Source organism: Acetivibrio clariflavus DSM 19732 (assembly GCF_000237085.1).
Classification (GTDB): domain Bacteria; phylum Bacillota; class Clostridia; order Acetivibrionales; family Acetivibrionaceae; genus Acetivibrio; species Acetivibrio clariflavus.
This window is the reverse complement of sequence record NC_016627.1, coordinates 889,455-914,315: the sequence shown is the minus strand read 5'-3', so window position 1 is coordinate 914,315 and position 24,861 is coordinate 889,455. Positions and strand designations below refer to the sequence as shown.

The following is a 24,861-nucleotide window of genomic DNA, read 5'->3' as shown; positions in this document are numbered from 1 at the left end:
CGCAACTGTATTTAATAAGACTTATCTTCCAACAGCATTTTAGCCAACTGCAGCAGCAAGTCTCATAAATTTCTCTTCAGTTGCTTCTTCCCTCATCATTTGACCTGTAATACGCCCTTCATGCATAACCAGAATCCTGTCGCTTAAGGCAAGCAATTCAGGTAACTCTGAGGAAACAACAATTATTCCTATACCTTCTTTTGCAATGGAACGAAGTATTGAATAAACTTCAGCTTTAGCACCAACATCAATACCCCTTGTCGGCTCGTCACATAAAAGAATTTTAGGATTGTTGCTAATCCAACGGGCAATGATAACTTTTTGCTGGTTACCGCCGGATAGTGTCAAGATGGGCAAGTTGACATTGTTAGCCTTTATTTTATACTTATTAACCATTTCGTCCATTTTATCGTTAGAAAGTTTTTTATCTATAAGAACACCTTTGATTAAATCTTTAAGTATTACCATCTGAGCATTCTGCATAATGGTCATAGGCTCGATTAGCGCATCATCTCTCCTGTTTTCAGGAATGAGAGCAAGACCTTGTTTAATTGCATCAGCAGGAGATTTTATATTAACCGGCTTATCTTCAATAAAGATTTCCCCGGAATCCGGTTTGTTAAACCCGAATATGGACATTAACACTTCCGATCTGCCTGCACCCACAAAACCACCTAAGCCTAATATCTCACCTTTATTCAATTCAAAACTGACATTCTCAAACTCGCCTTTTCTTGTTAGATTATTGACCTTTAAAAGTCTTTCTCCTGTTTTATAGCTGACTGCATGTTCGTTGGAAAGTTCTCTCCCCACCATTAAGCTGACAAGTTCATCAACTGTTATATCAGCCACGCTTACTGTCTTAACAAACTGACCATCCCGAAGAACGGTTATGGTATCACCAATTTCCATAATTTCTTCCAATCGGTGACTTATATAAATTATTGTTGTGCCAATCTCCTTCTTCAATTTTTTTATAATGTCAAACATTACTTCTCTCTGGTCATTTGTCAATGCGGCAGTCGGTTCATCCAGTATTAGAATCTTGGGTTTAAAGTAAACCGCTTTTGCTATTTGAACAATTGACTGCTCGGCTATACTTAAATCTCCAACCAAATCTGACGGCCTGCGATTAAGCTTGAATTCTTTCAACAGAATTTCTGTTTCCTTCTCCATGAACTTTTCATCCAGAAAAATACCTTTTGTGCTTTTGGAAGAACCTAAGAATATATTATGAGCAATACTCATATTTAAGCATAGTGGAACTTCCTGGTGCACAATGGAAAAGCCTAATTTTTCAGAGTGAGAAACACCAGTTATCTTAGTTTCCTGGCCATTAATTCGAATTACACCGCTGGTAGGCTGGATAACACCTGCACAGATATTCATCAAAGTTGATTTTCCAGCTCCGTTTTCACCGCAAAGACAATGAACTTCGCCCCTTTTTATATTAAAGGAAACGCCTGACAAGGCAGTTGTTCCGCCGAATTTTTTAGTTATATTTTCAAAACTAATGATATAATCCAAAGTTTTTCCTCCTTGCGATTATCTTACGCTTTTTCTTTGTGTAATCCATGTATCCATCAATACTGCAACGATAATGATAATTCCGATAAATCCGGATTGCCAGAACGCCGGAACACTAAGAAGTACCATACCGTTTCTTACAACAGCCATAATTGTGGCACCTATAAATGTCCCTAATATTGAACCTCTACCGCCGTTCATACTTGTGCCGCCTAAAATAACTGCCGCAATAACATCCATTTCACGTCCGGATCCTGCTGTTGTAGGCACCGATTTGAGGTAAGCAATACTGATCATACCGGCAAATGCAGACAAAATGCCCATTGAAACAAAGCTGATTATTTTCATACGGTCAGTATCTATACCGGCTAAACTTGCTGCACGTTTATTGCCACCGGTAGCATAAATATTAAATCCAACTCTTGTCTTTTTCATAACCACATAAGTAACAATATAAAGAATTATCATAATTATTATCTGCAAAGGTATTGGTCCTATATTTCCACCAATACCGAAAACCCAACTGGCTTGTGATTCTTGAGAAAAGGCACCTATGCTTTTGCCTCCCGATACTGCATATGCAATACTTCTGAAAATCTGCATTGTTCCCAATGTCACAATAAATGCCGGCATTTTTGCTTTAGTCGATAAAAATCCATTGACAAAGCCTATCAAAGCACCGATACAAAGTGAAACAATAAAAGCAAGTGTTGGGGAAATTCCACTTTTGATCATTAATGCAGCTATCATCGCTGTAGCACCGTAAATCGACCCAACCGACAAGTCAATTTCCGCACATATTATAACCATAGTCATTCCGATAGCCATTACTCCTATTTCAGTCATTTGTCTGATAACATTGATTATATTCTGCGGTCTTAAAAAGGATGGCGTTACAATACTTAAAACTACTACTATTCCCAATAAAACCATTAAGACGCCAAACTCTTTAAAAGATTTGTTTCCTTTGGTGAAAGGTAAAGCAAATTTCTTCTCCATAGATATCTCCATTCCGTTAAAATGTAATTTATTATTGAATAATAAAAGCAAGGGGGGAGGGACTACCTTATCAGAGCTGCAGATAAGGTAGTCCCAAAGTATGTTAATCAACCATTTTTATTCTGGCTCAACACTGTTTACATTGTCCTTTGTTACTAAGAAAGCACCAGTATTTATATCCAACGGATCATATCCGTGTTTCTTAAGGGTATACAACTCAATAATTGGATAATAACCCTGCAAGAATGGGTTTTGTCCTATAGTTAATTGCATTGCATTATTTTTAACATGCTGCAATGTTCCTTCTGTCAAGTCAAATCCTGCACCATAAACCTTGCCATTCAAATTGTTTGATTGAATAAATGTTCCTATTGCTTCACTGAATACGTCAACACCTAAAAAGGCATTTACATCAGGATGTGCAAGATATGCATTTTCTATAACACCAACAGCGGTTGTCAGGTCAGTTGTTATGTCAACTAAGTCAATAAATTCAATACCGGGGAATTCCTTAGCTGCTCTTTTTATACCTTGTTCACGTGCTATTAATGCAACATCGGCCGGTGCACAGGAAGCTATGATATATTTTCCTTTACCTTTCATAACTTCTCCGAACATATATTTTCCTAACATATAACCGGATTCTTCAAGGTCTTGTCCAACGAATACTGTTCCATCATCCTTACCGGAGTTCTGATTCAAACTTATAACAGGAATACCAGCATCTTTTGCTTTTTTAAGCACATCGTTAAATCCGTCTGGGTCCCATATAACAGTTGCAATTCCGTCATAGCCGGACGATATACATGTTTCAATCATACTAACCTGTTCTGCCAGGTTACTTGCTGTATTCGGTGCCATTACATCTACTTTGACTCCCAAAGCCTTACCTGCCTCTATCGCACCTTCCTGTATTTTTGCATAGAATGAACTGTTTAAAGCATGAAGTACAACTGCAAATTTCAGATCACTGCCGCCACTATTACCAGTACCGCTATTACCAGTATCTTTTGACGTATTTTGAGTATCAGTGTTTACTGCTGCTCCGTCTCCTGTGGAAGCACAACCTGCAAATAACCCTGCCACCATAACCAGGCACAACAATAGTGAAACGATTTTCTTTTTCATAACTTTTCCTCCTATTTTGTTTGTTGCTGTTTAGCTTACTTTTATGCTTAGTCTATTTTTGAGCATATTCCCTTACTGCTTCAAACATTGCGACAACGTTTTCCGGCGGAACATTTGCAACAATGTTATGCACTTGCTGGAACACAAAGCCTCCATCACGGAACATTACATCAAGATTTCTGCGGACATGGTCTTTAATTTGCTCTGGTGTACCATTAGGTAAAATATCTCTGGTATCACAGCCGCCACCCCAGAAGGTAATATCTTTTCCAAAGTTTTTCTTAAGCTCAACAATATCCATGCCTTTACATGAAGTCTGAACCGGATTGATGGCATCCATTCCTGCATCAATGAGTTCCGGAATAAGAGGATATATACCTCCGCAGCAATGCAAGCAAAGTTTTATATCCGGTTTCAGTTTTTTAGCATAGCCCCACAATTCCTTGTGGAAAGGTTTAATAACATTTCTATAGGTTTCAGGTGATATTTGCGGACCGTTTTGCATGCCCATATCATCTCCGCCGAATCCCATTACATCAATATAATCTCCATATACATCCATAAATTTCTTCATGTCTTCACAATAGATTTCTACGGCTTTTTCCAGATATTTTTGTACTTTTTGCGGTTCAGCCACTATATCCATCAGGAAGTTGTCCTGACGATACAGGAAGCCGCCCATTTCAAACAAACTGCCTCCAAAAGGTGCATAAATAGCTCTGTCCGTTGATTTACGAAGTTTTTCTATGGATGCCTTTCTTTTAGCCAAATCTTCTTCAGAATAGCCCAATGGTGCCGGTGGTCCGCCAAATGCACACCACATTACATCAGCCATATCGTCCCGTAAATTTGTAAAGTCTTCAGATTCGGAACCATCGAGAGGAAAATAAGTTTGTTCACAGTATAGGACACCTTTCTTCCAAATAGCCAAAGCTTTGCCCTTACTGTTGTATAATACCGAATCCTCACCTTCCCTTCTTATGTCGATATATGCCGGAATTTTAATAGGAGTACCGTCCTGCAGTTCCCAATCCTTCCAATACTCTGCATGGTCTCTGAATTCTGCTCCATAGTTTACCGTGTCAATACCAAACATGTCCAGGACATCTTTATCCGGGAATACCAACTGCTGTATAACATCGCACACGTAAAGTTCTTTTTTCTCCAATCCCAGGTATTCACGCAGATTTCGGTAAGCCTGTATGGAAAAGTTACTTGACATGTGACCACCGCAATCAATCGGTACCCGGTCCGGTTGTTGGTGGTTTAGCGCTGCTTTGATTCTTTCTCTTGAGTTCATAGAATCTCCTTTCGTATTACAATATGAAAATATTATAGGTTGGATTTGTTGCCTGTCGGCTGTTGTTAGATGCTAGACAGGGTAAAACTGGTATTTAGTTAAACGTTTTACCTTATGTTTGCAGTGATGCCGAAGAAAAAATTATGTTAACTTATTATATACGATAGCATAACCAACATACCATGTCAACATGTTTTTTCTTCAATTTCGAAAAACTTTTTTATTTTTTATCAATTAAGCCTCTTGACATGTTTTTTGTAATTACATATACTAAAACCATATATTTTTTTACAAATTTATTAAAACGTTTTACCGGGGGTTAATTATGAAAATCTTATGTTTCGGTTCTTTAAATCTGGACAACGTTTATCAAGTTGACCATATTGTACAACCTGGAGAAACAACCACTTCCATATCCTATCAGCTCTTTGACGGCGGAAAAGGATTAAACCAGGCCCTGGCTTTAGGCAGAGCCAATGCAAAATGCAGCATGGCCGGCATGATAGGCCGTGACGGTATTCACTTGTTAAAAACTTTAGAACAAAGCAATGTAAACGCTGACTTTGTTGCAGTTAATGAAAACACCAATACGGGCAGTACAATCATACAGGTTGATAAAAACGGTCAAAACTCCATCATTGTTGTTGGGGGCGCCAACCAAATGATTGATGAAGCCTTTGTTAAACATGTTATATCTCATTTTGAATCAGGAGACTTTATTTTATTGCAAAATGAGATCAACAATATCCCCCTTATCATGAAAGAAGCAAAGCAGAAGGGATTGAAAATCGCTTTCAATCCGTCACCCATTACCGGGGAACTGTTTAATTACCCTTTAGACCTTGTTGATATCTTAATTTTAAATGAAATTGAAGGATATGAATTAACCAGGGAAAAAGATTATGCAAACATAATCAAACGACTTCATGAACTCTATCCTAAAACATCACTCCTTTTGACTTTGGGTAAAAAAGGTGCTCTGTTTAGCGATGGTGTAAATATTTACAGACATGGTATTTATGATGTAAAAGTTGTAGATACGACAGCTGCCGGTGATACCTTTACCGGTTATTTCCTCGCATCATATGCCAATAACGAGCCTATTGAAGAATGTTTGCGTAAAGCTTCTATCGCTTCATCTTTGGCTGTTTCAAGACCCGGTGCATCATCATCCATTCCTTTCTTGTCTGAAGTACTTAACAGTAATTTGATCTTAGTTAATTATGAGTAGTTGGTAATTGCAATTTACAGATTTTTTACACCTTATTATAATAAAAATAAAAGAAATTAAATCTAATATGGAGGTAAAGATACAATTGCGTGCAACTATTAAAGATGTAGCAGCTGCAGCCGGAGTATCAACAACAGCGGTCTCCCTTGTATTAAACGGAAAATCCGGTAAGATTTCCGAAAAAACAAGGAAACAAATACTTGATGCTGTTGAAAAACTGAATTACAGGCCTAATCATATTGCAACAAGTATGGTTACAAAAACTACACAGACCATTGGATTGGTTCTTCCGGATATAAGCAACATCTATTTTGCCGAACTTTCCAAGTTAATTGAACAGGCCTGTTATTCCTACGGTTATAATGTACTCTATGGCAGCACTCATGATATGGCACGCCGCGACATAGATTATATTAATATTTTTTTGGATCGAAATGTCGATGCGATTATAGTAATACTTTCCAACTCAATTGATGATCATGTAAATGATATTCAAAAAATCATTTCGACAACCGATACCCCATTTATTGTCGTGGATCGTATGCTGGATATCAATGTAGGAACAACAATTGTTGTAGATCACAAGTTAGGCGGATATTTAGCTACAAAACATCTAATCAATCTCGGTCATCGTTCTATTGGATGTATAACCGGTCCAAAAAACGTATACAGTTCCATAGAGCGTTTAAACGGATATATGGAAGCACTTACAGAAGCAAATATCCCAATACAGGAAAATCTCATTTATGAGGGTAACTTTCACAGAGAAAGCGGCATGGAAGCACTTCCCTATCTCCTTGGCAGAGGCGTGACTGCAATCTTTGCCTTTAACGATATGATGGCATTAGGAGTTTATAAGCAGGCCAGCTATTACAATCTCTCTATCCCGGATAATTTATCACTGGTTGGGTATGACGATATTTTTGTTTCAGACTTCATAACACCACCACTAACTTCTGTTGAGCAACCTGTAAAAAAACTGGCCGATGAAGCAGTAAAACAAGTTATGAAGGCCATAAAAAACAAACCCAAAAAACAAAATAAGGAACTACTGGTCTTTGACCCGGTGCTAAAAGTCCGAGGCAGTACAAAACCTTTAATTTCCAAATAGTATTATTTATAAATAATACTATTTGGAAATTATTATTGTACATATCAAGCAGTAATACTACATTTATTTGGCATTATTACTCAATACTACTCAAACATCATACAGTTCATGTAAAAGTCGTTAAAATCCTTTGAGCTTGACAATTCAATGTATTTAATCTTTTTACTTATTATTTCAGCATCGGATAAACGTTTTACCGACAAAAGACCTTCAATAGCTCCCTGTCCGGCGGCATTCCCTACCGGCTGTATTTTACCTCGCAGCTGGAAAGGAATTAAACCTATCTTAAGAGCACTGTCCACATTGATATATGTGCCAAATCCGCCGGCCAGATATACATTTTTTATATCCGAGAAATTTATGCCCGACTGTTTTACAAGAACATTAATGCCTGCTGCGATAGCACCTTTGGCATTTTGCAACTCACGAATATCCTTTTGTGTAATTGCAATATCTCCGCATATTAAAAATGCATTCATATTATCCACCACAGTAATATTTTTGGCCAAAGACGCCTGTTCAGGCGTAGCAGGTTCCCATTCATCGTCGAGTCTGCCTGTCTCATCAACTATTCCCATCTCAAGAAGTTGAGCAATACCGTCCACAATGCCTGTTCCACAAATTCCTACAGGCTCTGCACCGCCTATAGTTGTATAGCTAACACCCGATTTCAAAGAAATACTGTTAATTGCTCCTTTTATGCTGCCTATTCCGTTTCTTATATTGGCACCTTCAAAAGCCGGCCCGGCTGCTGAGGAGCAAGCATATAATACCTCCCTGTTTCCCAATACAATTTCGCCATTAGTTCCTATATCAATCAGCAGAGATATATCTTCCTGCTCATACATTCCGGTAGATAGTACTGCGCCCACTGTATCTGCTCCTATATATGCCGACACAGCCGGCAGTACAAAAGCAAGCCCGTAGGGATTTATGTCAACGCCAAGTTCTTTCGCGTTAATTTTAACCATTGAGGTTACAGCCGGGATAAATGGAGCTGCTGCAATATTCTTTGCCGGTACTTTCAGCAAAAAATGTGTCATGGTAGTATTGCCCACCAAGGTTATTGCATATATATCCGACCTGGAAATGTTCGCTTCTTCACACATTGCTCCAATGCAACTATTTATCTCATTAATTATTAAATTGTTAAGTTCCTCAAGCCCTGTTTCTGAATCTATGGTATGCTTAATTCTGGAAATAACGTCAGCCCCAAATTTCTTTTGCGGATTAAGGCCGGAATACACACAAAGCCTTTCTCCATCAGTCAAATCAATAAGGTATGCAGCTATCGTTGTTGTTCCTATGTCAACGGCCACACCATACAAAGACTCGGTAGTATCTCCTGCTTCAACCCCCAAAAGCCGAGTTCCTGTTTTTATCAATGATATATTATAATCTTTTTGCCTTATCAGCTCAGGTATATTCCTAATCAGCTGCAAACTCGGCGTATTTACCTCCAGCATAGAACAAGACCCTAATACTCTCTCAAAATCCGAAATCTGACTTGACAAACTGGGCTTTTCCAACACAATATTTTCCTTTGTAACAACTGGGTCTAACTCGAAAGACCTCTGTCTTCCTTCTGTTACAATTTGAGCTTGCAAACTGTCACTTTCAAGCAATATCTCCACATCCGACCGGACAGCATAGCAGCATGACAATCGGTAACCGGATTCAATTGCATTAAATCCAAGCACTTTAATCTCATTTTGTGAAGGATTAGGCAGATGTCCCGATAATATTCTGACTTTACATTTTCCGCAAGTACCATTTCCGTTGCACGGTGTGCTTATATCTATATCAGCTTTCCTAAGAAGTTCTAACAAATTTTGACCCTGTTGTGCATTAATTTCAAGTATTTTATTACCGGTTTTCACTATAACGTTTGGCATATTTATTCTCCTTTATACTTCATGACGGATTCATAGAATTACTGTAAAGCTTATTTCAAATGTTTCCCAAATGATAGCTTATACCCTTTCGTCAAGTAAACTGCAAAATTTTATGATTTACCTTAATCTTAAAATGACAGCTGTAAAATTTTCATATATTTTACCCTATTCCTGCGGTACATACTGCTCTATATTGGCATCATCAAAAGTCCCCATTTGAGTATAAGCAGCAATTGCTGCATCAATAAGCTGGAAACCCAGTGCAGCACCTGTTCCTTCTCCCAGTCTCATATTTAAGTTCAGCATAGGTTCCATATTAAGCGCCTTCATAACAGCTTTAGAACCCGGTTCGGCAGAACCATGGGAAGGCAGCATATAATCCCGCACTCCAGGATGTATACGTACTGCAAGCAGCGCTGCAACTGCAGAAATAAAGCCATCAATAACAATAGGTATCCTGTAAATGGCAGCACCCAAAAAGCAGCCTGTAAGCCCTGCAATATCAAAACCTCCAACTTTAGCCAGCACATCAATAGGGTCATCGGGATTGGGTTTGTTTACATCTATCGCCCTCTTAATTACCTCAATTTTATTTTGAAATGCCATCTTCGACAAACCCGAGCCTATTCCAACAACATCCTCAACAGGCGAACCGGTTAAAACAGCCGATATCGCGCTGCTTGTCGAAGTATTTCCAATTCCCATTTCACCGGTTCCCAAAAGATTTACTCCCTCAGCTTTTAAGTCCCTGATTATATCAATGCCTGTCTGAATACCGACAATTGCCTCATCCCTGGTCATGGCCGGACCTTTTGCCATATTCCATGTACCTTTTCTGATTTTTCTGTTTAATATTACCGAATACTCCAAATCAGCATCTACTCCAATATCCACTATTACTGTTCTTGCACCTGTAAGACGGGTAAATACATTTATTCCGGTTATTCCGCGGGTAAAGTTATTTGTTACTGAAGCAGTTACACTTTTAGGGCATGAACTTACTCCCTCTTCAACCACGCCATTGTCGGCACACATTATAACCACTGCCTTGTTATCTGCTCTTGGAGTTGAGCATCCATTAATCCCCGAAAGTTTAACCACTATTTCCTCCAATTTACCGAGACTCCCAAGAGGTTTTGTCAAACTGTCCAATCGAGTCTGGGCAGCCTCCATTGAAGCTTTGTCAAGCGGACCTATTTTGCCAAGCAAATCATCCAGCATTTTATCGCTCCTTCTTCATAAAATTATATATATGAAAATTCATTAGTCTTCCTTTTTAGTTTAAGTATACTTTATTATTTCATCATCATAGGAAGCACCTACCGTTGAACCCGGAGGAACTATCAGCACCTCATTGTCTTTAAATTCACCATTTAATATATTTTGCAACAGCGAACAGCTTCCTTTAATCTCAAGATAATCCCAGTTAAAAAATTCCGCAGATTTCTTCGTAAAATCCGCATAATATTCATTGTTTTTTAAGCAGTCCCAGGCAATAAATGCTGCATTTTTATACTCTTTCATCCAGCTTTGTTCCATTTCCATAAGGAACTCAGCATTTTCCTCTCCGTACTTCTGTGTATACTCTTCCAAAAGAACTTTATATTTAAGTTCGCTCGGTTGCCAGGCACGCTCTATCCAGCCGCTGGAAAACCAATAAGTTCCCGGATTTTTTTCAAAAATGGTCTTATATTTTTCCTTTGAACCTAAAAGCAGCGTTATACAGTCATGTGCCCTAGGTATTACCAAAGGAACATTTCTGCTTTTAATTCCCACAATACCATTGCTGCACAAACCATAGGCCAGAATAATATAATCATAGTCCGGGCAAGTATTATAATAATTATAAGGAAATTTAACTTTGTCTATTTCCGCCTGAAGGATCTCTCTAAGCTTGTCCGGCGTATTGTGCAAACCTTGGTTTAAATAGGTTACATCAATATAATTTTTTGATTGACTGGCCAGAAAAGATATCTCCCTATTTAGTACATCGCATGCTATTACCTTAAGCTTCAGCATATTTATCTCCATTTCTTATTATATATGTTTTTCATAGGAAATGTATAAAAATTAAAGTTTATATTTTATTTTGAATATATAAACAATAAATATTTATCCAAAATAATATCAAATTTTATAATATCAAATATTATTTGCTTAATATAGAAGTATTTTTTCTATTATATAAATATTTTTAGTGTTTAAAATTTCCAAATCAAAATAATCCAAATTAATTCTATAAGATTATTATTTTATTCTAAAAAACTAAAAATTGTTCAAGAATTCAAAATCCCACAACCTTATAATTAAATTAATTCAATCTAGACGAAGGAGTGTTGTAGGTATGAAATTCAACCAATTAGCTTACGATAATGTTAACGATTTTGTTTACGGTGTATCTAAGAAGCCTGTTGTATGTAAAAACGGATTGGTAATCGGCGGCGGAACTATTTATCCCGAATTGAACTTTACTCTTCCGACCATGATTATCACAAAAGACAGCATGCCTGATGTCATTAAAGAATATAAAGCTATTATTGAAGATGCTTTAAAGAGAGCTAAAGAATTGTATGTCCCGGGACTTGTAGTTGAAATTGAACTCCTTCCTCCAACCACCTACAATCCTGAATGGGGAGTTGAAATAACCAAAGCTGTCAGAGAAATCATGTACGATTATGAGGCAAAGCATGGATTAAAGAGTGTCATGAGAATTACACCAGTGGATATCAGAGAAGATAAAAAATCTCCACATATGTGGCACGGAAGCCATTGGGATGCCATAATGGAAACTTTTGAAGGCTGTGCCAAAGCAGGTGCAGACTTGCTTTCCATCGAATCTATCGGTGGCAAGGACATGCACGATGAGGCAATGATGTTCTGCGAAATAGATAAATCCTTATTCTCCCTTGGTGTTCTCGGCTCAATGGATATGTCCAGGCTTTGGAAAGAAATAAAAGCAATTGCCGACAGAACCGGAACGATCGCAGCCGGTGACTCCGCTTGCGGATTTGCAAACACTGTAATGGTACTTGCCGACAGAGGTTTTGTTCCAAAAATCTTCTCAGCTGTTGTTAGGGTAATTTCATCGGTAAGAAGCCTGGTTGCCATTGAAGAAGGTGCTTTTGGACCCCACAAAGACTGTGGATATGAAGGAGTGTATATAAAAGCCATAACAGGTACTCCAATATCCATGGAGGGTAAATCCAGTGCATGTGCACATCTAAGCCCAGTGGGAAATATAGCAGCCTGTGTTGCTGACCTTTGGAGTAACGAATCGGTCCAGAACATAAAACTCTTAGGCGGAATGGCTCCAACCGTATCCCTTGAACAATTGGCATACGACTGCAGACTAATGAATACAGCAGCAGCTTCCGGTAAAGAAAGCGCTTTATTGCTCAGAGACTGGTTGTGTGATTCTGACAGCAAGTTTGACCCACAGGCCTATGTTTTAAGACCCGATGTAGTAATCGAAATATCCAAAGAAATAATCAAAAAAGATACTCCTTTTGAACGTTCCAAAGTTGCGGCACTGAAAGCCATCGATGTTTTAGAGAAAGCTGTTGCAGATAACAAAGTGCAAGTCAGTGAGAGAGAACTCCAATACCTGCCTTCAATGAAGAGACAAATCGAAGCTATCCCGGAAGACGTGGAAGAATTTATATCAGAAATGATAGAAAGAGACGAATCCGGTAAACTGGACCCTCAAAAATATGACCTTAAAATCTAATGATTAAATAACTCTTCCATTTAACTTTTCAAGCTGTATCGGTTGATACAGCTTGAAAAGTTGAGTTAATAATACCTATAAAAGGATGAACATCTTATGATTAAAGTAAATGTAATTTCTGGATTCCTTGGTGCAGGAAAAACAACACTCATCAGACATTTAGCTGCTGCATTGGCGGAAAATAACGAAAGAGTAGTAATTTTAGAAAATGAATTCGGCAAAGTGGGTATAGACGGTAAATTACTCGGGCACGAAGGGTTATCTGTTATTGAAATATCCAGCGGTTGTATCTGCTGTACTCTAAAACACGACTTTATGACTGCGCTTTTAAGTATTGCGGAGGACTTTCGTCCTGACAGAATTCTTATAGAACCTTCAGGAATATTCGTGTTAAGTGAAATGTACGATATATTCAATAATCCGCAAATTAATTCCAAATTAAACTTATGCTCGGCCTTTACAGTTATTGATTGCATTAATTTTCTTAAGCAAAGAGAGCACTATGGCTATTTTTTCGAAAACCAGATAAGATATGCCGATAAACTCATACTAAGTAAAATAAAGGGCATTTCTAAAGATACATTGATTAAAATAATGGAAGAATTGCAAGGCATTAACCCTGGCGTTGAGATATTTTCCGGAGAATGGTCAAATATGGACAACAAAGACTTTTTAAGCCTTTTACATGTTCAAAAACATGCTTCTGCCCTGGAAAAAGTACAATTAAATAATGCGGGTTCTTCTCATCATACACATGGCGATCATAATTTTACGGCATTTGGTTTGGTTCCACAATTCAATTGTTCCAAGGCAAAACTAAGCGAAAAGTTAGCCACCCTTGCAAAAGGTACCTTTGGTACATTAATTAGGGCAAAAGGCCATGTAAACAGCGAAAAAGGTATACTGGAATTCAACTATGTTGACGGAATTTATGAAATAAAGGAAATTACCCACAATATTGAGCCTTCAGTATGTTTTATCGGTGAAGACCTGGATAAGGCGGGTATATCAATGTTGTTTGAGGAATAAATTTTTATCCCCTGCCTCTTGTCGCTCTAAATTTACCTGGCGTTATACCAACCTCCTTTTTGAACACCTTTGTAAAATAACTCTGATCATCAAATCCAACCAGGGCTATTATGTCTGACAGCGGAATATTGTTATTGAGTAAAAGGTTTTTACTTGCATTTATTCGAACTTTATTCACATAGGCAACAAAGGTGCATTTCATTTCGTTCTTAAAAATTTTGCTAAAGTACGATGGATTCAAAAAAACGTGATTTGCCACCTCTTCAAGAGTTATTGGATTGGCATAATTCCTTTTAATGTAATCCAAAGCTTTGTAAATAGTATCTTTGTGCCTAATATCAGCCAGATTGAAAACGCAGTCGGTAAATCTGGCCATTATTTTGGAAAGCCAAAAAGTTAGGTCTTCAACAGTTTTATATTGATAAATTTCCGAGAGATATTTGTAATTCAAACCGAATATCTCTTCTACATTTGCGCCGCCTTCCACAGCCGCCCTTGAAAGCAATACTATAAGTTCAAGAGTTCTTGCCCTTATTACCTCAAAATCATTGCCGGAAGAAAAGAACACATATCCAAGTATCTCATTCAATATTTTTTGGGATTCCTGCTTATCGCCCAGTGCAATTTTTGAGAGCAACAGCTTTTCTTTTTCCAGAGGATAGGTCGAATATTCGCTTTCCTGCTGTTCTATAGCTTTCATATAGTGTATCCACTCGGAGATATCCGACTGAATTTCCTGAGCCTCACCTTTTTGTTCATAGCTTAAACTATTGCCTTTAGAGATATTGCCTGCGACAATTGCCAAAAGCTCGGCTAAATTGTTTACCCTTTCAGGCTCTATTACCGGAACTTTGCCGATATACTCATTAAGTTCACGAACCTGCTCATCATTCAAACCGTTTTCCTTGATTATATCATTAAGCATAAATTCATCCGGATCAAGCATCAGAACGGGTCCACCGATGAAAGCACCAAACAAAGTGTCGTCAACTGTAATAGGAGCCGCCCAATGCACAAATCCCATCGGACAGAAAAATATATACTTCCCTCCAAACCTTTCTGCCTGATAACTTCCATAAAGGTGGACACTGGCACACTGGGAATCTTTATTTGTGTTATCGCGGAGTTTCTGACACAAATTGCACAATTCTGTGTTTTTACCGAAACTATGGATGCACTGACCTTTGGAGTCTATGATAAAACTTTCTATTCCAGTGGACTGACTGTATGCTTTTAAACTTTTTATTGCTTTATCCAAATCAAAAGTGATTTCATTGGTATCTCTCAATTGAATGTTCATAATAAAGTCCTGCCCCCTATACTACTTGTTTCATGAAAACCTTACCAATTAAAGTTTTCACGAAATCATGTCCATTAATTCATAGAAATCTGCGACGTTTAATATAATTTATCAGTCAAATTCAATACTAAAATAGTTGATCATTTAATTGTTCATATCCTAGGATGCAGTATATTGACCACATTTTAGTATACTATATAAATAAATGATAGTAAAAGTCAATTCATGTTAATCCAGCTAAAAACACGGAAAAGGAACTCTGAATAAAGCCTTGGCTTCTTCAGAGTTCCACCCATTTTGAAAATTTTTTGTACTATTTAAAAATGTCTTATTTATACTGATGAATATTATTATTTTGAAGCGCAAACTTTTGCAGCAGCATCAGCGGCTGATGCTGCATCAGGAGTGTAAATGTCTGCTCCAACTTTTTCACAGAAACTCTGTGTTACAGGCGCGCCACCAATCATAATGGTTACTTTGTCACGAACACCGGAGTCAACAGCTGCTTTTACTACATTTTCAATTTCGCCCATAGTAGTGGTTAAAAGAGCGGAACAAGCTATTATCTGTGCATTTTCCTGAACTGCTACATCAATAAATTTCTGTGCCGGAACATCAACACCTAAATCTATAACCTCTAAGCCTTTTCCTTCCATCATCATTCTTACAAGATTCTTCCCGATATCATGCAGGTCACCGGCAACTGTTCCGAGAACAACCTTGCCTGCTGCCTTAACACCGCTTGAAGCAAGCAATGGCTTAAGTATTTCAGTTCCTGCGTTCATTGCTCTGGCAGCGATAAGCACATCCGGTACGTAAACTTCATCTTTTTTGAACTTTTCACCGATTATGCCCATACCTAACAAAAGTCCGTCTTTTAAAATCGCTTCTGCGCTGTAACCTTCAGCTATAGCTTGATTAACCAGTTCTTTTACAACTTTTGCTTTACCCATTTGAAGATTTTCGGAAATTTCATTTAAAATACTCATTATGATTCCTCCAAATTTATATTACTTTTTGATAAATAACTTATTTATTTTTATTTTAGTCTATAGCTCATTTTCTGTATTGAAAATATTTGATTTTTTTTGTACATTTTAATGTTCATCGAAAAAAGTTAACATGCTTATTATGCACACGAATATCCATACTATACTAAAAAGAAAATCAATATTCATAATGTATTTCATTTCTTCTTTATATTTAACAACAAAAAAACTGTAAAAAGTACTATAAATGTTAAGCCAAATTCCAGCCGTCACTATAACTTGATAAAATACTTACCAATAATCACAAAAATGTCATACAATTTATTTTCTTTTTTTCTTAAAATGAATATATCAAATCCAGCAATGCTGTATTAAAAATATTTTTGAGCATTAGCAGCTCATGGAGGTATAATAATGAAACAAAACATGAAAAATTGGCTTAAGGAATTACATGATGCCGATGTAAAAAAAGCTATGCCAGTATTATCTTTCCCTTCGATTACTTTGATGGGAATAAGTGTTATCGACCTTATATCAGACAGTGAAAAACAGGCAATGGGTATGAAACTAATTGCAGACCGCTGTCCAACTTCAGCTTCATTGAGCATGATGGATCTATCAGTTGAAGCTGAAGCCTTTGGCTCTCAAATTAAAGTTTCCGAAGGAGAAGTGCCTACAGTTGTAGGAAAAATAATTTCAAGCATGGAAGATGCAATAGCTCTTAAAGTTCCTGAAGTTGGAGCAGGCCGCACCGGTTTGTATATCAAAGCTATTGAAAAAGCTTTAACTCTTATAACAGACCGTCCGGTATTTGCAGGTACAATTGGACCTTTCTCCCTTGCAGGAAGATTGATGGACATGACAGAAATTATGGTTAACTGTCAGGAAGAACCCGAAATGGTTCATGAAACTCTAAGAAAAACTACTGAATTTATTACTAAATATATTATGGCATATAAAGAAATCGGAGCCAACGGTGTTGTTATTGCTGAACCTGCTGCAGGACTTCTTTCACCAAGACTTATTGATGAGTTTTCATCAAAATATGTTAAGGAAATTGTAGATGCTGTTCAGGACGAAAACTTTATCGTGATCTATCACAACTGTGGTAATACCATTCCATTGATTAACTCAATTATGTCCATTGGAGCAGCTGGTTACCACTTTGGAAATGCTATAAAAATGGCTGAAATGCTGAAACTTGTTCCATCGGACACTATGGTCTTTGGAAATGTTGACCCGGCATGCCAGTTCAGAAACGGTACACCTGAATCTGTAAGAGAAGCCACCTTAAGTATCATGAAGGATTGCTGCCAGCATAAAAACTTTGTTATTTCATCCGGCTGCGATATCCCCCCTCTTTCCAGCTGGGATAACATAGATGCATTCTTCAATGCAATTGACGAATTCTATAACACTAAATAATTATCTGTTTTGATACAATTACCCCTCAAATATTCTTTGGAAGGTTTGAGGGGTAATTTGCCAATATCCTGTTATATTTATCAAGTTAACAACATTTTAAAAGTTATTTTAATTCTTCTTTATGTTATCCTCTGGATATATGCAAGATCTGGTATACATTATTTTTACTTAAACCTTCCGGTCTATCTAAATAGAAGTAGAACTGACTGTACTTCCATTTATCCGGGTTATAAATGCATACCCTTCCAACACACCCTGTATCTTCTTTCTGTGATTTTAAAATACTCTCCGGAAAAGCTGCTAAAGACATCTGTGGATTAATTTCATTGCTTAATTCTATAACAAATTTAGCATCTTTAAAATCATCTTTCAGGTCTATTAAAAGAGGTACCCCAATATTTATCTTCTGCCATCCGAAAGACTTTATGATATTATCATAAAAGCCTCCAAACAAAAATTGATTCATTCCATTACTATCATTCCAGATATAAAGCGGAGAATATATATTTTCAAAACTATCTACATTCTTTTCTTGAATTAAGTAACATTTAAAAAGTAATCCTTTAAAGCCATCGGTCTTATTCCCATTATTCTTTACTCTGTCTCTGATTATCTGCATATCATAATCGCTTGGTAAATTAATTCTGTACTGCATCCCAATCATAGCTTTATTCCCCATTTCTCAATATTATTATATTTTTTAATTTTACAATTAGTAGTATTTGTACAATTGTTAACGATGATGTATAATAATAAATTATATTTGGACCATATAATAGCTTATCCATTTCAGAAACTGCAGAGTAATAAAATTATTATGGAAGCTATTGCGAAATACTTTGTCTGTAACAATCACTCCGATTCTTGAAAGTGGCGTCGACTTGAATTATGCGGAAATATTGCAAACATATATAAATATATAGTATTACTGGGGGTTTTATTATGGCATGCTTAACCATTAGTGCAGAAGAGGAAAAAAGAGTTAAAGCTTTAGGATTTCTAAGTAATAAAGGTACCGACAACTTCTCTGCAAGGGTACTAACGGTAAATGGAAAAATAACGGCTGCTCAAATGAGATGTATTTCGGAAGCTGCTGAACTTTTCGGTAATGGTATTATAACCTTTACTACCAGACTATCCATAGAAGTTCAGGGAATTCCTTATGATAAGATTGAAGACTTTAGAGCCTATATAGCCAAAGAAGGTCTTGTAACAGGAGGTACCGGTCCTAAAGTACGTCCAGTGGTATCCTGTAAAGGTACCACATGTCAATATGGATTAATTGATACCTTTGCCATATCGGAAGAAATTCATAAAAGATTTTTTAACGGTTATTCTTCTGTTAGGCTTCCTCACAAATTTAAAATAGCTGTCGGAGGATGTCCAAATAACTGCGTTAAGCCTGATTTGAATGACGTAGGAATTATCGGTCAGAGAATACCCGAGTTTGATAAAGACAAATGCAAAGGGTGCAAAAAATGTTTTATAGAAAATACCTGCCCGGTAAAAGCATCAAAAGTAGTAGACGGCGTTCTCCAAACAAACAATGATGAGTGCAACAAATGCGGAAGATGCATCGGAAAATGTCCCTTTAATGCAGTAAAGGAAGGCAGCACCGGATATAAAATATATATCGGTGGCAGATGGGGAAAACGTATAGCCTTAGGAAAACCTATTAACAAGATTTTTACAGACAAACAGGAAGCTTTGGATGTAATTGAAAAGACCATACTTTTATATAAAGAGCAGGGCAAAGCCGGAGAGCGCCTAGCTGAAACCATCGAAAGACTCGGTTTTGAAAATGTACAAAATCAATTGCTATCTAATGACCTTTTAGAAAGAAAGCAAAAAATTTTAGATACGAATACAATATAGATCATGCAGGCTTCTAATCCGGGTTTATTTATTTTCGAATGCAACTCTTTTCCGATAAGAACAGAATAAAAAACTCTTATCGGAAAAGAATTTTTTATATTTCCTTAAATCTGTCATATCCCCACCAGTTGGGAACAAGTTCCTTTAAAGTTACGACTTTTTTACTTTCCAGATCAAGAAGAATTTCGATATCGCCGCTATTTTTGTCAAGCTGCATCATGAATTCTCTGCAGGCTCCACATGGTGCTCCTACTCTGCCATCCGGTATAACTGCCACTACCTTGTCAATCTGTCTTTCACCGTGTGTAATCATATTAGCCATTGCATTTCTCTCTGCACACATCCCTAATCCCGATGCAGTATCAATGCAAACTCCAACATATATATTTCCGGCTTTGGTCAGAATTGCCGCAGCCACACTTCCAGCATCAATAAAAGGCGAGACGGTTCTGCTCTTTTGAACTTTTAATGCTTCCCTGTACAATTTATCCCATATATCCATTCTGTTATTCTTCCTCACATTTTTTTACTTGATTCTATTTGAAACATGATAAGTTTTAAATCAACAGATATACTTTTCACAATACATATATCAATCAGTAAAATTGTAATATCTTAAAAACTCAGTCATTTCAGACTCATTACTTTCGTGAAATATTTCATTAAACGAGCTGTTATCAAATTCTCCAATTGGAGTAAGCTCTATGGTTAACTCACTACCTTCTCCTTCTGATGTTAATTTCAAGTTATGGTCAATTCTCGGATAATAGCCGTCAGCATATGTAATTGTGGTATATCTATAAGGATAATAACCGGCCTTTAGCACTTCTTTATAAGGTACTTCAGCTATTATGTTATTTCCTTCAGCTATATAAAACTCTTTATTAAGATCAATGATAATAAATCTTGCAGCATCAATACTTCTGCCATCTTTAATATTTACAGCATTTACTTTCAATCCGCTATTTCCTCTGTCCATCTCAGAAGCTCGAGTTGTTAAATCCGGCACATCCCGGGATTTTAGATAATCACCATATTGTACTAAATTATAATGGTTCAAAAATTCAACCATTTCAACATCACTGCTTATGTGAAATACTTCAGTAAAAGATTTATCATCCGCCTTATCAATTGGGGTAAGTTCTATAGTTAATTTTGAACCTCCCCTTGATGTAAATTTGAAGTTATGGTCAATTTTAGGATAATAGCCGTCAGCGTATGTAATTGTTGTATACCCATACGGATAATCACTGGCCTTTGACACGTCTTTATAAGGTATGTTTGTTATTGTATTGTTCTCTTTTGATATGCTAAACTCTTTATTAAGGTCCACAATAACAAACCTTGCTGTATCAATACTGCTGCCATCCCTAATGTCGACAACATTAACTTCCATTTCATCTTTTTCGCTTTTATTCTCTTCAGATGAAGTATCGAATTCAATGCTATCTTGAGCTGCTAAACGATTTATTAAATATTTATCTGAATTTGCACATCCAATTGTGAATGCCAAAATAAATGTTGTAAAGAATAAAACCAATATGTTTTTCATACCCCTATTTCCTCTCATAATTAGTTAAAATGTAATTTATATAAACATAATTTTTGACAACACCGGAAATATAATCGAATTTAAATTATTGGAGAACTATTTAAATTTTCGTACCGTATATAAACATTATCATTCTTTATTCCATCGCTTGTCAATATAAACTACTGAATATTAAAAAATACTAATCATTTCAATCTACTGATATAATTTGTATCAAATTAACTTCAGGGCAAAAATTTTATATAAACAATTTCTTACAAAGCCAATTTACAATAAATTTTCATTATTATTTAAATTATCGGTATGGTATAATTTAGCGTACAACCAATTTAGGAGAGATATATATGAGAGATTTTACATTTAACAATCTTAGTACAAAAACATTTCTTTTAACCAATGCTCTTAAGTATCTGTAAGGAGGACACATGGATATACAATACATAAAAGATAAATTGAATTCAAGTGATTATGATTTCTTAAGGACAGATCCGCATCTTGGAAGTAATATTTTAATACTTACCGCAGCCGGCTCAGTTGCCTACGGTACAAATGTCGGTACCAGCGATATTGATATCAGAGGTGTCACCATTGAAAGAAAGCAAGATATTATGGGATTATCAAGTTTTGAGCAGTTTGAAGATAGAGCTACAGACACTGTAATTTACGGACTCAAAAAGTTTATTTCTCTGTGCCTTAATTGCAACCCAAACGTTTTGGAAATCTTGGGTACAAAGCCTGAACACCTCTTTGTAATAACAAAAGAGGGAAAACTTCTAAGGGATAATGTCGATTTATTCTTATCCAAAAGAGTTATTCATAGTTTCGGCAATTATGCAACTGCACAGCTCAGGAGGCTGCAAAATGCCCTTGCAAGGGATAGTTATCCTCAAGCTGAAAAGGAAAAACACATTCTTAACAGTATTTTAGGACAAATGGAGCACTTGAAACGTACCTATAAGAGCTTTACCGGTAGTGAAATCCATCTTTATATTGATGAATCGGATAGAGAAGATATGGACACGGAGATATTTATCGATATTAACCTCAAGCATTATCCCTTAAGAGACTTTAAAAATATCTACGCAGAAATGAGTAACATTGTAAAGGATTACTCCAAACTGAATCACAGAAACAGTAAAAAGGATGAACTTCACCTTAACAAGCACGCAATGCATTTAATACGGCTTTTGATTACCGGCACAGAAGTCCTTGAGGGTAAAGGAATCAATACCTTTAGAGAAAAAGAACGTGAATTATTCCTTGATATACGTAACGGTAAATATAAGTACAGCGATATATTTGAAATGGTGGACGAGTATGAGCAAAGGTTCAAAACAGCCGCCGAAAATACCCCCCTTCCCGATGAACCGGATTACAAGCGTGTGGAAGAATTAATGATAGAAATATATAGCAAAGTATTATTATAGTGTTATAACGTATACAATTTACTGCTATAATCAGAAAAACAAAATTATATTAATAAAAAGAAAATATTCTCTGCTGATACCAATAGATCATTACTATATTAGTTTTAGCCAGACAAAAGCGCCATTGAGTTTCAAAAAACAAATAGCGTTTTTGTTATGGTCTAATTCTGCTTTTTTACTTTACTATCAGCCAAACACTTTATGCCAAAATTTCACACCGGCTCCTCCAGTAGCGGTATTATATACTTCTATGGAACCACCCAGTTGTTCAACCAATTGTTTTGCGACATACAAACCAAGACCGGAATGTCCGTCGGTGCTTCTGGCCCGGTCACCTCGATAAAACTTCCTGAAAACCTTCTCAATATCTGTTTTGCTAAAACCAATACCCGAATCGATAATTTCATAAAATACTCTTTCCGGTTCCATTTTTACAGATATTTGAATACTTCCTCCCCCCGGTGTATATTGCAGGCTGTTGGACACAACATTATCGAGTATCCGCTCCAACTTTTCTTCATCAATAGAAATCGGTTTGTGTGCTTCTCCCTGTATCTGTGTTGTGATTCTAATTTTCTTTTCTGACGCCAACAATTGGTAATGACTCACTTTTCTTTCTATAAATGATGGAATATCCACGACTGTAAGATTAAGCTGTGCAGCACTTCTCTCCACTTCCGATGTGTATTGCATTTGCTGCACAAGTTTCGTTCCTTTTTGGGCATTTTCCAAAATAGTTGCAAGGTATCTGTGTAATCGCTCATCTCCTTCAGTATAAGAATCAATAAGGGCCTCAGAATATCCTTGTATTATTGAAAGCGGCGTTTTAAGGTCATGAGCCAAGGCCTCAACCATTTCTATCCGCTCCTGTTCCAACTTCCACTGTGTAGACAGAGAGTTCTTTAATTCATCTTTCATTTCGGAAAAAGCATTACAGAGCTTGCCCAATTCATTTTCTGAAGAGTAATTGATTTCAAAATCAAGATCTTTCTCCCTAATCTTTCTTGACGCATCCATCAATAACTTTAGCGGCTTGTTAATATTGTCGGTAAAAATCTTTGAAAACACAAACGTAAAAATAACAATATATATAAAGGGCGAAAAAAGAGCAAGAATTATTAAAGGCATCAACCACCACTTGGCAGAACTGTCTGTATAAGTCGCTTTGACCTGATAAGAAAGCAATACAGCCCCGGATATTCTGCCTTCCTTTTCAATGATGGGCACTATCCGAACATAACTCCCTTGCCTCCCCACACTTGTATTAATCTTTTCATATAACTCATCACGGTTTTGTATAATTTTTTCCTTAATTGTTCCGTATAATATTTTACCTTCTGCATCCACAATTTGATAACCTATTCCGCTATCCGGAACAATTTTTTCCAAATTGCTTTGAAAAGACGGCATAAGCAATTTGGTATTATTCCGCCGGATATATTCCTCAATCCCGGGAATTTGCTTTTCATAATAATTGGCCGGATAAATAACTTTATACTCAGCATTGATATATAAAACGGCAGCAAGAATGTAGGTTATAACTGTTGCCGCTATGCTTGACAATACAATCAATGCAAAGGAAATCCTAAATTGAGTTATAAGCGGTCTATTTTTCATATTTAAAGTTTCCTCCCGTCCTAGATTTTGTTCCACTTATAACCGATGCCCCATACTGTAGAAATGTACTCGACGGAAGGATCGGCAGCTGTTAATTTCGCACGGATTTTTTTTACATGCTCAACCACAGTTGAGGAATCTCCCTCAGCATCATAGCCCCAAATTTTTTCATAGATATGTTCCCGCGAAAAGACCTGTCCTGAGTGTGTAGCAAGAAGCTCAATAATATCATATTCCCTTTTTGTCAGTGCAATAGGCTTACCATCTATTTTAACAGTACGCTCCTTTAAATCTAAATTGAGCTTTCCGAAATACAGCCTTGTTCTCTTATTTTCAGTACTAATATATTGAGCCCTCTTCTCACGCCTTAAATTGGCATCAATCCTTGCCATAAGCTCACGCAGTCCGAAAGGTTTGGTTATATAATCATCTCCTCCCAGATTTAAACCCTTAATTTTGTCAATTTCAGACTGCTTTGCACTCAAAAAGATAATGGGACATAATACTTCATCACGGATAGAACGGCAAACCTCAAAGCCATCCATACCGGGCATCATAATATCCAATAGGACAAGATCCGGTTGCTTTTTGGAAAGCTTGATTCCCTCCTCCCCATCATAAGCAACCATTACTTCATGACCTCTGGCTTTGAGTTCATCTTCAAGTAACATTACAAGCTCCTTTTCATCATCTATAATCAGAATTCTGCTCATCAAATAACCTCTTTTC

21 protein-coding genes are annotated in these 24,861 nt (G+C 36.8%); 7 read left to right on the top strand and 14 right to left on the bottom strand.

Annotated elements, in window-relative coordinates:
* Nucleotides 1-39: 39 nt before the first annotated feature.
* From CLOCL_RS03825 to CLOCL_RS03810, 4 genes are all read right to left on the bottom strand, one after another.
* Nucleotides 40-1,527 (bottom strand): sugar ABC transporter ATP-binding protein, encoded by a 1,488-nt coding sequence (locus CLOCL_RS03825; RefSeq protein ID WP_014254120.1) that lies wholly within the window; start codon nt 1,525-1,527, stop codon nt 40-42.
* A gap of 18 nt (nt 1,528-1,545) precedes the next feature.
* Nucleotides 1,546-2,526, bottom strand: coding sequence for an ABC transporter permease (locus tag CLOCL_RS03820; protein ID WP_014254119.1), 981 nt, complete (start codon nt 2,524-2,526; stop codon nt 1,546-1,548).
* 117 nt (nt 2,527-2,643) lie between these two features.
* Nucleotides 2,644-3,654 carry a sugar ABC transporter substrate-binding protein gene (locus CLOCL_RS03815; protein WP_014254118.1) on the bottom strand — a complete coding sequence of 337 codons (1,011 nt, stop codon included), beginning with the start codon at nt 3,652-3,654 and terminating at the stop codon, nt 2,644-2,646.
* Nucleotides 3,655-3,706: 52 nt separating this feature from the next.
* Nucleotides 3,707-4,954, bottom strand: a complete 1,248-nt coding sequence (locus tag CLOCL_RS03810) for a uroporphyrinogen decarboxylase family protein (RefSeq protein ID WP_014254117.1) — start codon at nt 4,952-4,954, stop codon at nt 3,707-3,709.
* A gap of 325 nt (nt 4,955-5,279) precedes the next feature.
* On the opposite strand from CLOCL_RS03810, the gene CLOCL_RS03805 reads away from it, so the two are divergent.
* Nucleotides 5,280-6,185: a ribokinase gene (locus tag CLOCL_RS03805; protein WP_014254116.1), complete on the top strand. Its 906-nt coding sequence runs from the start codon at nt 5,280-5,282 to the stop codon at nt 6,183-6,185.
* 85 nt (nt 6,186-6,270) lie between these two features.
* Nucleotides 6,271-7,296: a LacI family DNA-binding transcriptional regulator gene (locus tag CLOCL_RS03800; protein WP_041715422.1), complete on the top strand. Its 1,026-nt coding sequence runs from the start codon at nt 6,271-6,273 to the stop codon at nt 7,294-7,296.
* Nucleotides 7,297-7,382: 86 nt separating this feature from the next.
* On the opposite strand, the gene CLOCL_RS03795 is transcribed toward CLOCL_RS03800, so the two are convergent.
* From CLOCL_RS03795 to CLOCL_RS03785, 3 genes are all read right to left on the bottom strand, one after another.
* A complete protein-coding gene (locus tag CLOCL_RS03795; RefSeq protein WP_014254114.1) occupies nt 7,383-9,191 on the bottom strand; it encodes an ASKHA domain-containing protein in 1,809 nt (602 codons plus the stop codon).
* 165 nt (nt 9,192-9,356) lie between these two features.
* A complete protein-coding gene (cobT, locus tag CLOCL_RS03790) occupies nt 9,357-10,412 on the bottom strand; it encodes a nicotinate-nucleotide--dimethylbenzimidazole phosphoribosyltransferase (RefSeq protein ID WP_014254113.1) in 1,056 nt (351 codons plus the stop codon).
* 60 nt (nt 10,413-10,472) lie between these two features.
* Nucleotides 10,473-11,210, bottom strand: coding sequence for a DUF1638 domain-containing protein (locus CLOCL_RS03785; protein WP_014254112.1), 738 nt, complete (start codon nt 11,208-11,210; stop codon nt 10,473-10,475).
* Nucleotides 11,211-11,535: 325 nt separating this feature from the next.
* On the opposite strand from CLOCL_RS03785, the gene CLOCL_RS03780 reads away from it, so the two are divergent.
* Nucleotides 11,536-12,918 (top strand): methanol--corrinoid methyltransferase, encoded by a 1,383-nt coding sequence (locus CLOCL_RS03780; protein ID WP_014254111.1) that lies wholly within the window; start codon nt 11,536-11,538, stop codon nt 12,916-12,918.
* 96 nt (nt 12,919-13,014) lie between these two features.
* A complete protein-coding gene (locus tag CLOCL_RS03775; protein WP_014254110.1) occupies nt 13,015-13,947 on the top strand; it encodes a CobW family GTP-binding protein in 933 nt (310 codons plus the stop codon).
* Nucleotides 13,948-13,951: 4 nt separating this feature from the next.
* On the opposite strand, the gene CLOCL_RS03770 is transcribed toward CLOCL_RS03775, so the two are convergent.
* Both CLOCL_RS03770 and CLOCL_RS03765 read right to left on the bottom strand, forming a co-directional pair.
* Nucleotides 13,952-15,247, bottom strand: coding sequence for a PocR ligand-binding domain-containing protein (locus CLOCL_RS03770; RefSeq protein WP_014254109.1), 1,296 nt, complete (start codon nt 15,245-15,247; stop codon nt 13,952-13,954).
* A 350-nt stretch (nt 15,248-15,597) separates the two neighbouring features.
* Entirely contained in the window at nt 15,598-16,236 is a 639-nt protein-coding gene (locus tag CLOCL_RS03765) for a cobalamin B12-binding domain-containing protein (RefSeq protein ID WP_014254108.1), read from the bottom strand.
* 414 nt (nt 16,237-16,650) lie between these two features.
* Here CLOCL_RS03765 and CLOCL_RS03760 point away from each other — a divergent pair, with 414 nt between their 5' ends.
* Nucleotides 16,651-17,661, top strand: a complete 1,011-nt coding sequence (locus CLOCL_RS03760; protein ID WP_014254107.1) for a uroporphyrinogen decarboxylase family protein — start codon at nt 16,651-16,653, stop codon at nt 17,659-17,661.
* Between the two features lie 124 nt (nt 17,662-17,785).
* Here CLOCL_RS03760 and CLOCL_RS03755 read toward each other — a convergent pair whose 3' ends face one another.
* On the bottom strand, nt 17,786-18,325 hold the full coding sequence (locus tag CLOCL_RS03755) for a DUF4865 family protein (protein ID WP_014254106.1): 540 nt from the start codon (nt 18,323-18,325) through the stop codon (nt 17,786-17,788).
* A gap of 278 nt (nt 18,326-18,603) precedes the next feature.
* On the opposite strand from CLOCL_RS03755, the gene CLOCL_RS03750 reads away from it, so the two are divergent.
* Nucleotides 18,604-19,536, top strand: coding sequence for a 4Fe-4S dicluster domain-containing protein (locus CLOCL_RS03750; protein WP_014254105.1), 933 nt, complete (start codon nt 18,604-18,606; stop codon nt 19,534-19,536).
* A 94-nt stretch (nt 19,537-19,630) separates the two neighbouring features.
* Here the strand turns inward: CLOCL_RS03750 and CLOCL_RS03745 are convergent, their stop codons facing one another.
* The gene (locus CLOCL_RS03745) at nt 19,631-20,038 is read right to left on the bottom strand and encodes a cytidine deaminase family protein (RefSeq protein ID WP_014254104.1); all 408 of its coding nucleotides are present in this window, start codon (nt 20,036-20,038) and stop codon (nt 19,631-19,633) included.
* 90 nt (nt 20,039-20,128) lie between these two features.
* On the bottom strand, nt 20,129-21,088 hold the full coding sequence (locus tag CLOCL_RS03740; RefSeq protein WP_014254103.1) for a hypothetical protein: 960 nt from the start codon (nt 21,086-21,088) through the stop codon (nt 20,129-20,131).
* Nucleotides 21,089-21,513: 425 nt separating this feature from the next.
* Here CLOCL_RS03740 and CLOCL_RS03735 point away from each other — a divergent pair, with 425 nt between their 5' ends.
* A complete protein-coding gene (locus CLOCL_RS03735; protein WP_014254102.1) occupies nt 21,514-22,515 on the top strand; it encodes a nucleotidyltransferase domain-containing protein in 1,002 nt (333 codons plus the stop codon).
* Between the two features lie 186 nt (nt 22,516-22,701).
* On the opposite strand, the gene CLOCL_RS03730 is transcribed toward CLOCL_RS03735, so the two are convergent.
* Together CLOCL_RS03730 and CLOCL_RS03725 are read right to left on the bottom strand one after the other, a co-directional pair.
* Entirely contained in the window at nt 22,702-24,132 is a 1,431-nt protein-coding gene (locus CLOCL_RS03730; RefSeq protein ID WP_014254101.1) for a HAMP domain-containing sensor histidine kinase, read from the bottom strand.
* A gap of 20 nt (nt 24,133-24,152) precedes the next feature.
* Nucleotides 24,153-24,845 carry a response regulator transcription factor gene (locus tag CLOCL_RS03725; protein ID WP_014254100.1) on the bottom strand — a complete coding sequence of 231 codons (693 nt, stop codon included), beginning with the start codon at nt 24,843-24,845 and terminating at the stop codon, nt 24,153-24,155.
* Between the last annotated feature and the right edge of the window lie 16 nt (nt 24,846-24,861).

What these genes read in the sequence shown, in the direction of transcription:
- CLOCL_RS03820 (WP_014254119.1), bottom strand. Translation starts at nt 2,526, where the DNA reads ATGGAGAAGAAATTTGCTTTACCTTTCACCAAAGGAAACAAATCTTTT.
- CLOCL_RS03815 (WP_014254118.1), bottom strand. Translation starts at nt 3,654, where the DNA reads ATGAAAAAGAAAATCGTTTCACTATTGTTGTGCCTGGTTATGGTGGCA.
- CLOCL_RS03810 (WP_014254117.1), bottom strand. Translation starts at nt 4,954, where the DNA reads ATGAACTCAAGAGAAAGAATCAAAGCAGCGCTAAACCACCAACAACCG.
- CLOCL_RS03805 (WP_014254116.1), top strand. Translation starts at nt 5,280, where the DNA reads ATGAAAATCTTATGTTTCGGTTCTTTAAATCTGGACAACGTTTATCAA.
- CLOCL_RS03795 (WP_014254114.1), bottom strand. Translation starts at nt 9,191, where the DNA reads ATGCCAAACGTTATAGTGAAAACCGGTAATAAAATACTTGAAATTAAT.
- cobT (WP_014254113.1), bottom strand. Translation starts at nt 10,412, where the DNA reads ATGCTGGATGATTTGCTTGGCAAAATAGGTCCGCTTGACAAAGCTTCA.
- CLOCL_RS03785 (WP_014254112.1), bottom strand. Translation starts at nt 11,210, where the DNA reads ATGCTGAAGCTTAAGGTAATAGCATGCGATGTACTAAATAGGGAGATA.
- CLOCL_RS03780 (WP_014254111.1), top strand. Translation starts at nt 11,536, where the DNA reads ATGAAATTCAACCAATTAGCTTACGATAATGTTAACGATTTTGTTTAC.
- CLOCL_RS03775 (WP_014254110.1), top strand. Translation starts at nt 13,015, where the DNA reads ATGATTAAAGTAAATGTAATTTCTGGATTCCTTGGTGCAGGAAAAACA.
- CLOCL_RS03770 (WP_014254109.1), bottom strand. Translation starts at nt 15,247, where the DNA reads ATGAACATTCAATTGAGAGATACCAATGAAATCACTTTTGATTTGGAT.
- CLOCL_RS03765 (WP_014254108.1), bottom strand. Translation starts at nt 16,236, where the DNA reads ATGAGTATTTTAAATGAAATTTCCGAAAATCTTCAAATGGGTAAAGCA.
- CLOCL_RS03760 (WP_014254107.1), top strand. Translation starts at nt 16,651, where the DNA reads ATGAAACAAAACATGAAAAATTGGCTTAAGGAATTACATGATGCCGAT.
- CLOCL_RS03755 (WP_014254106.1), bottom strand. Translation starts at nt 18,325, where the DNA reads ATGATTGGGATGCAGTACAGAATTAATTTACCAAGCGATTATGATATG.
- CLOCL_RS03750 (WP_014254105.1), top strand. Translation starts at nt 18,604, where the DNA reads ATGGCATGCTTAACCATTAGTGCAGAAGAGGAAAAAAGAGTTAAAGCT.
- CLOCL_RS03745 (WP_014254104.1), bottom strand. Translation starts at nt 20,038, where the DNA reads ATGGATATATGGGATAAATTGTACAGGGAAGCATTAAAAGTTCAAAAG.
- CLOCL_RS03740 (WP_014254103.1), bottom strand. Translation starts at nt 21,088, where the DNA reads ATGAAAAACATATTGGTTTTATTCTTTACAACATTTATTTTGGCATTC.
- CLOCL_RS03735 (WP_014254102.1), top strand. Translation starts at nt 21,514, where the DNA reads ATGGATATACAATACATAAAAGATAAATTGAATTCAAGTGATTATGAT.
- CLOCL_RS03730 (WP_014254101.1), bottom strand. Translation starts at nt 24,132, where the DNA reads ATGAAAAATAGACCGCTTATAACTCAATTTAGGATTTCCTTTGCATTG.
- CLOCL_RS03725 (WP_014254100.1), bottom strand. Translation starts at nt 24,845, where the DNA reads ATGAGCAGAATTCTGATTATAGATGATGAAAAGGAGCTTGTAATGTTA.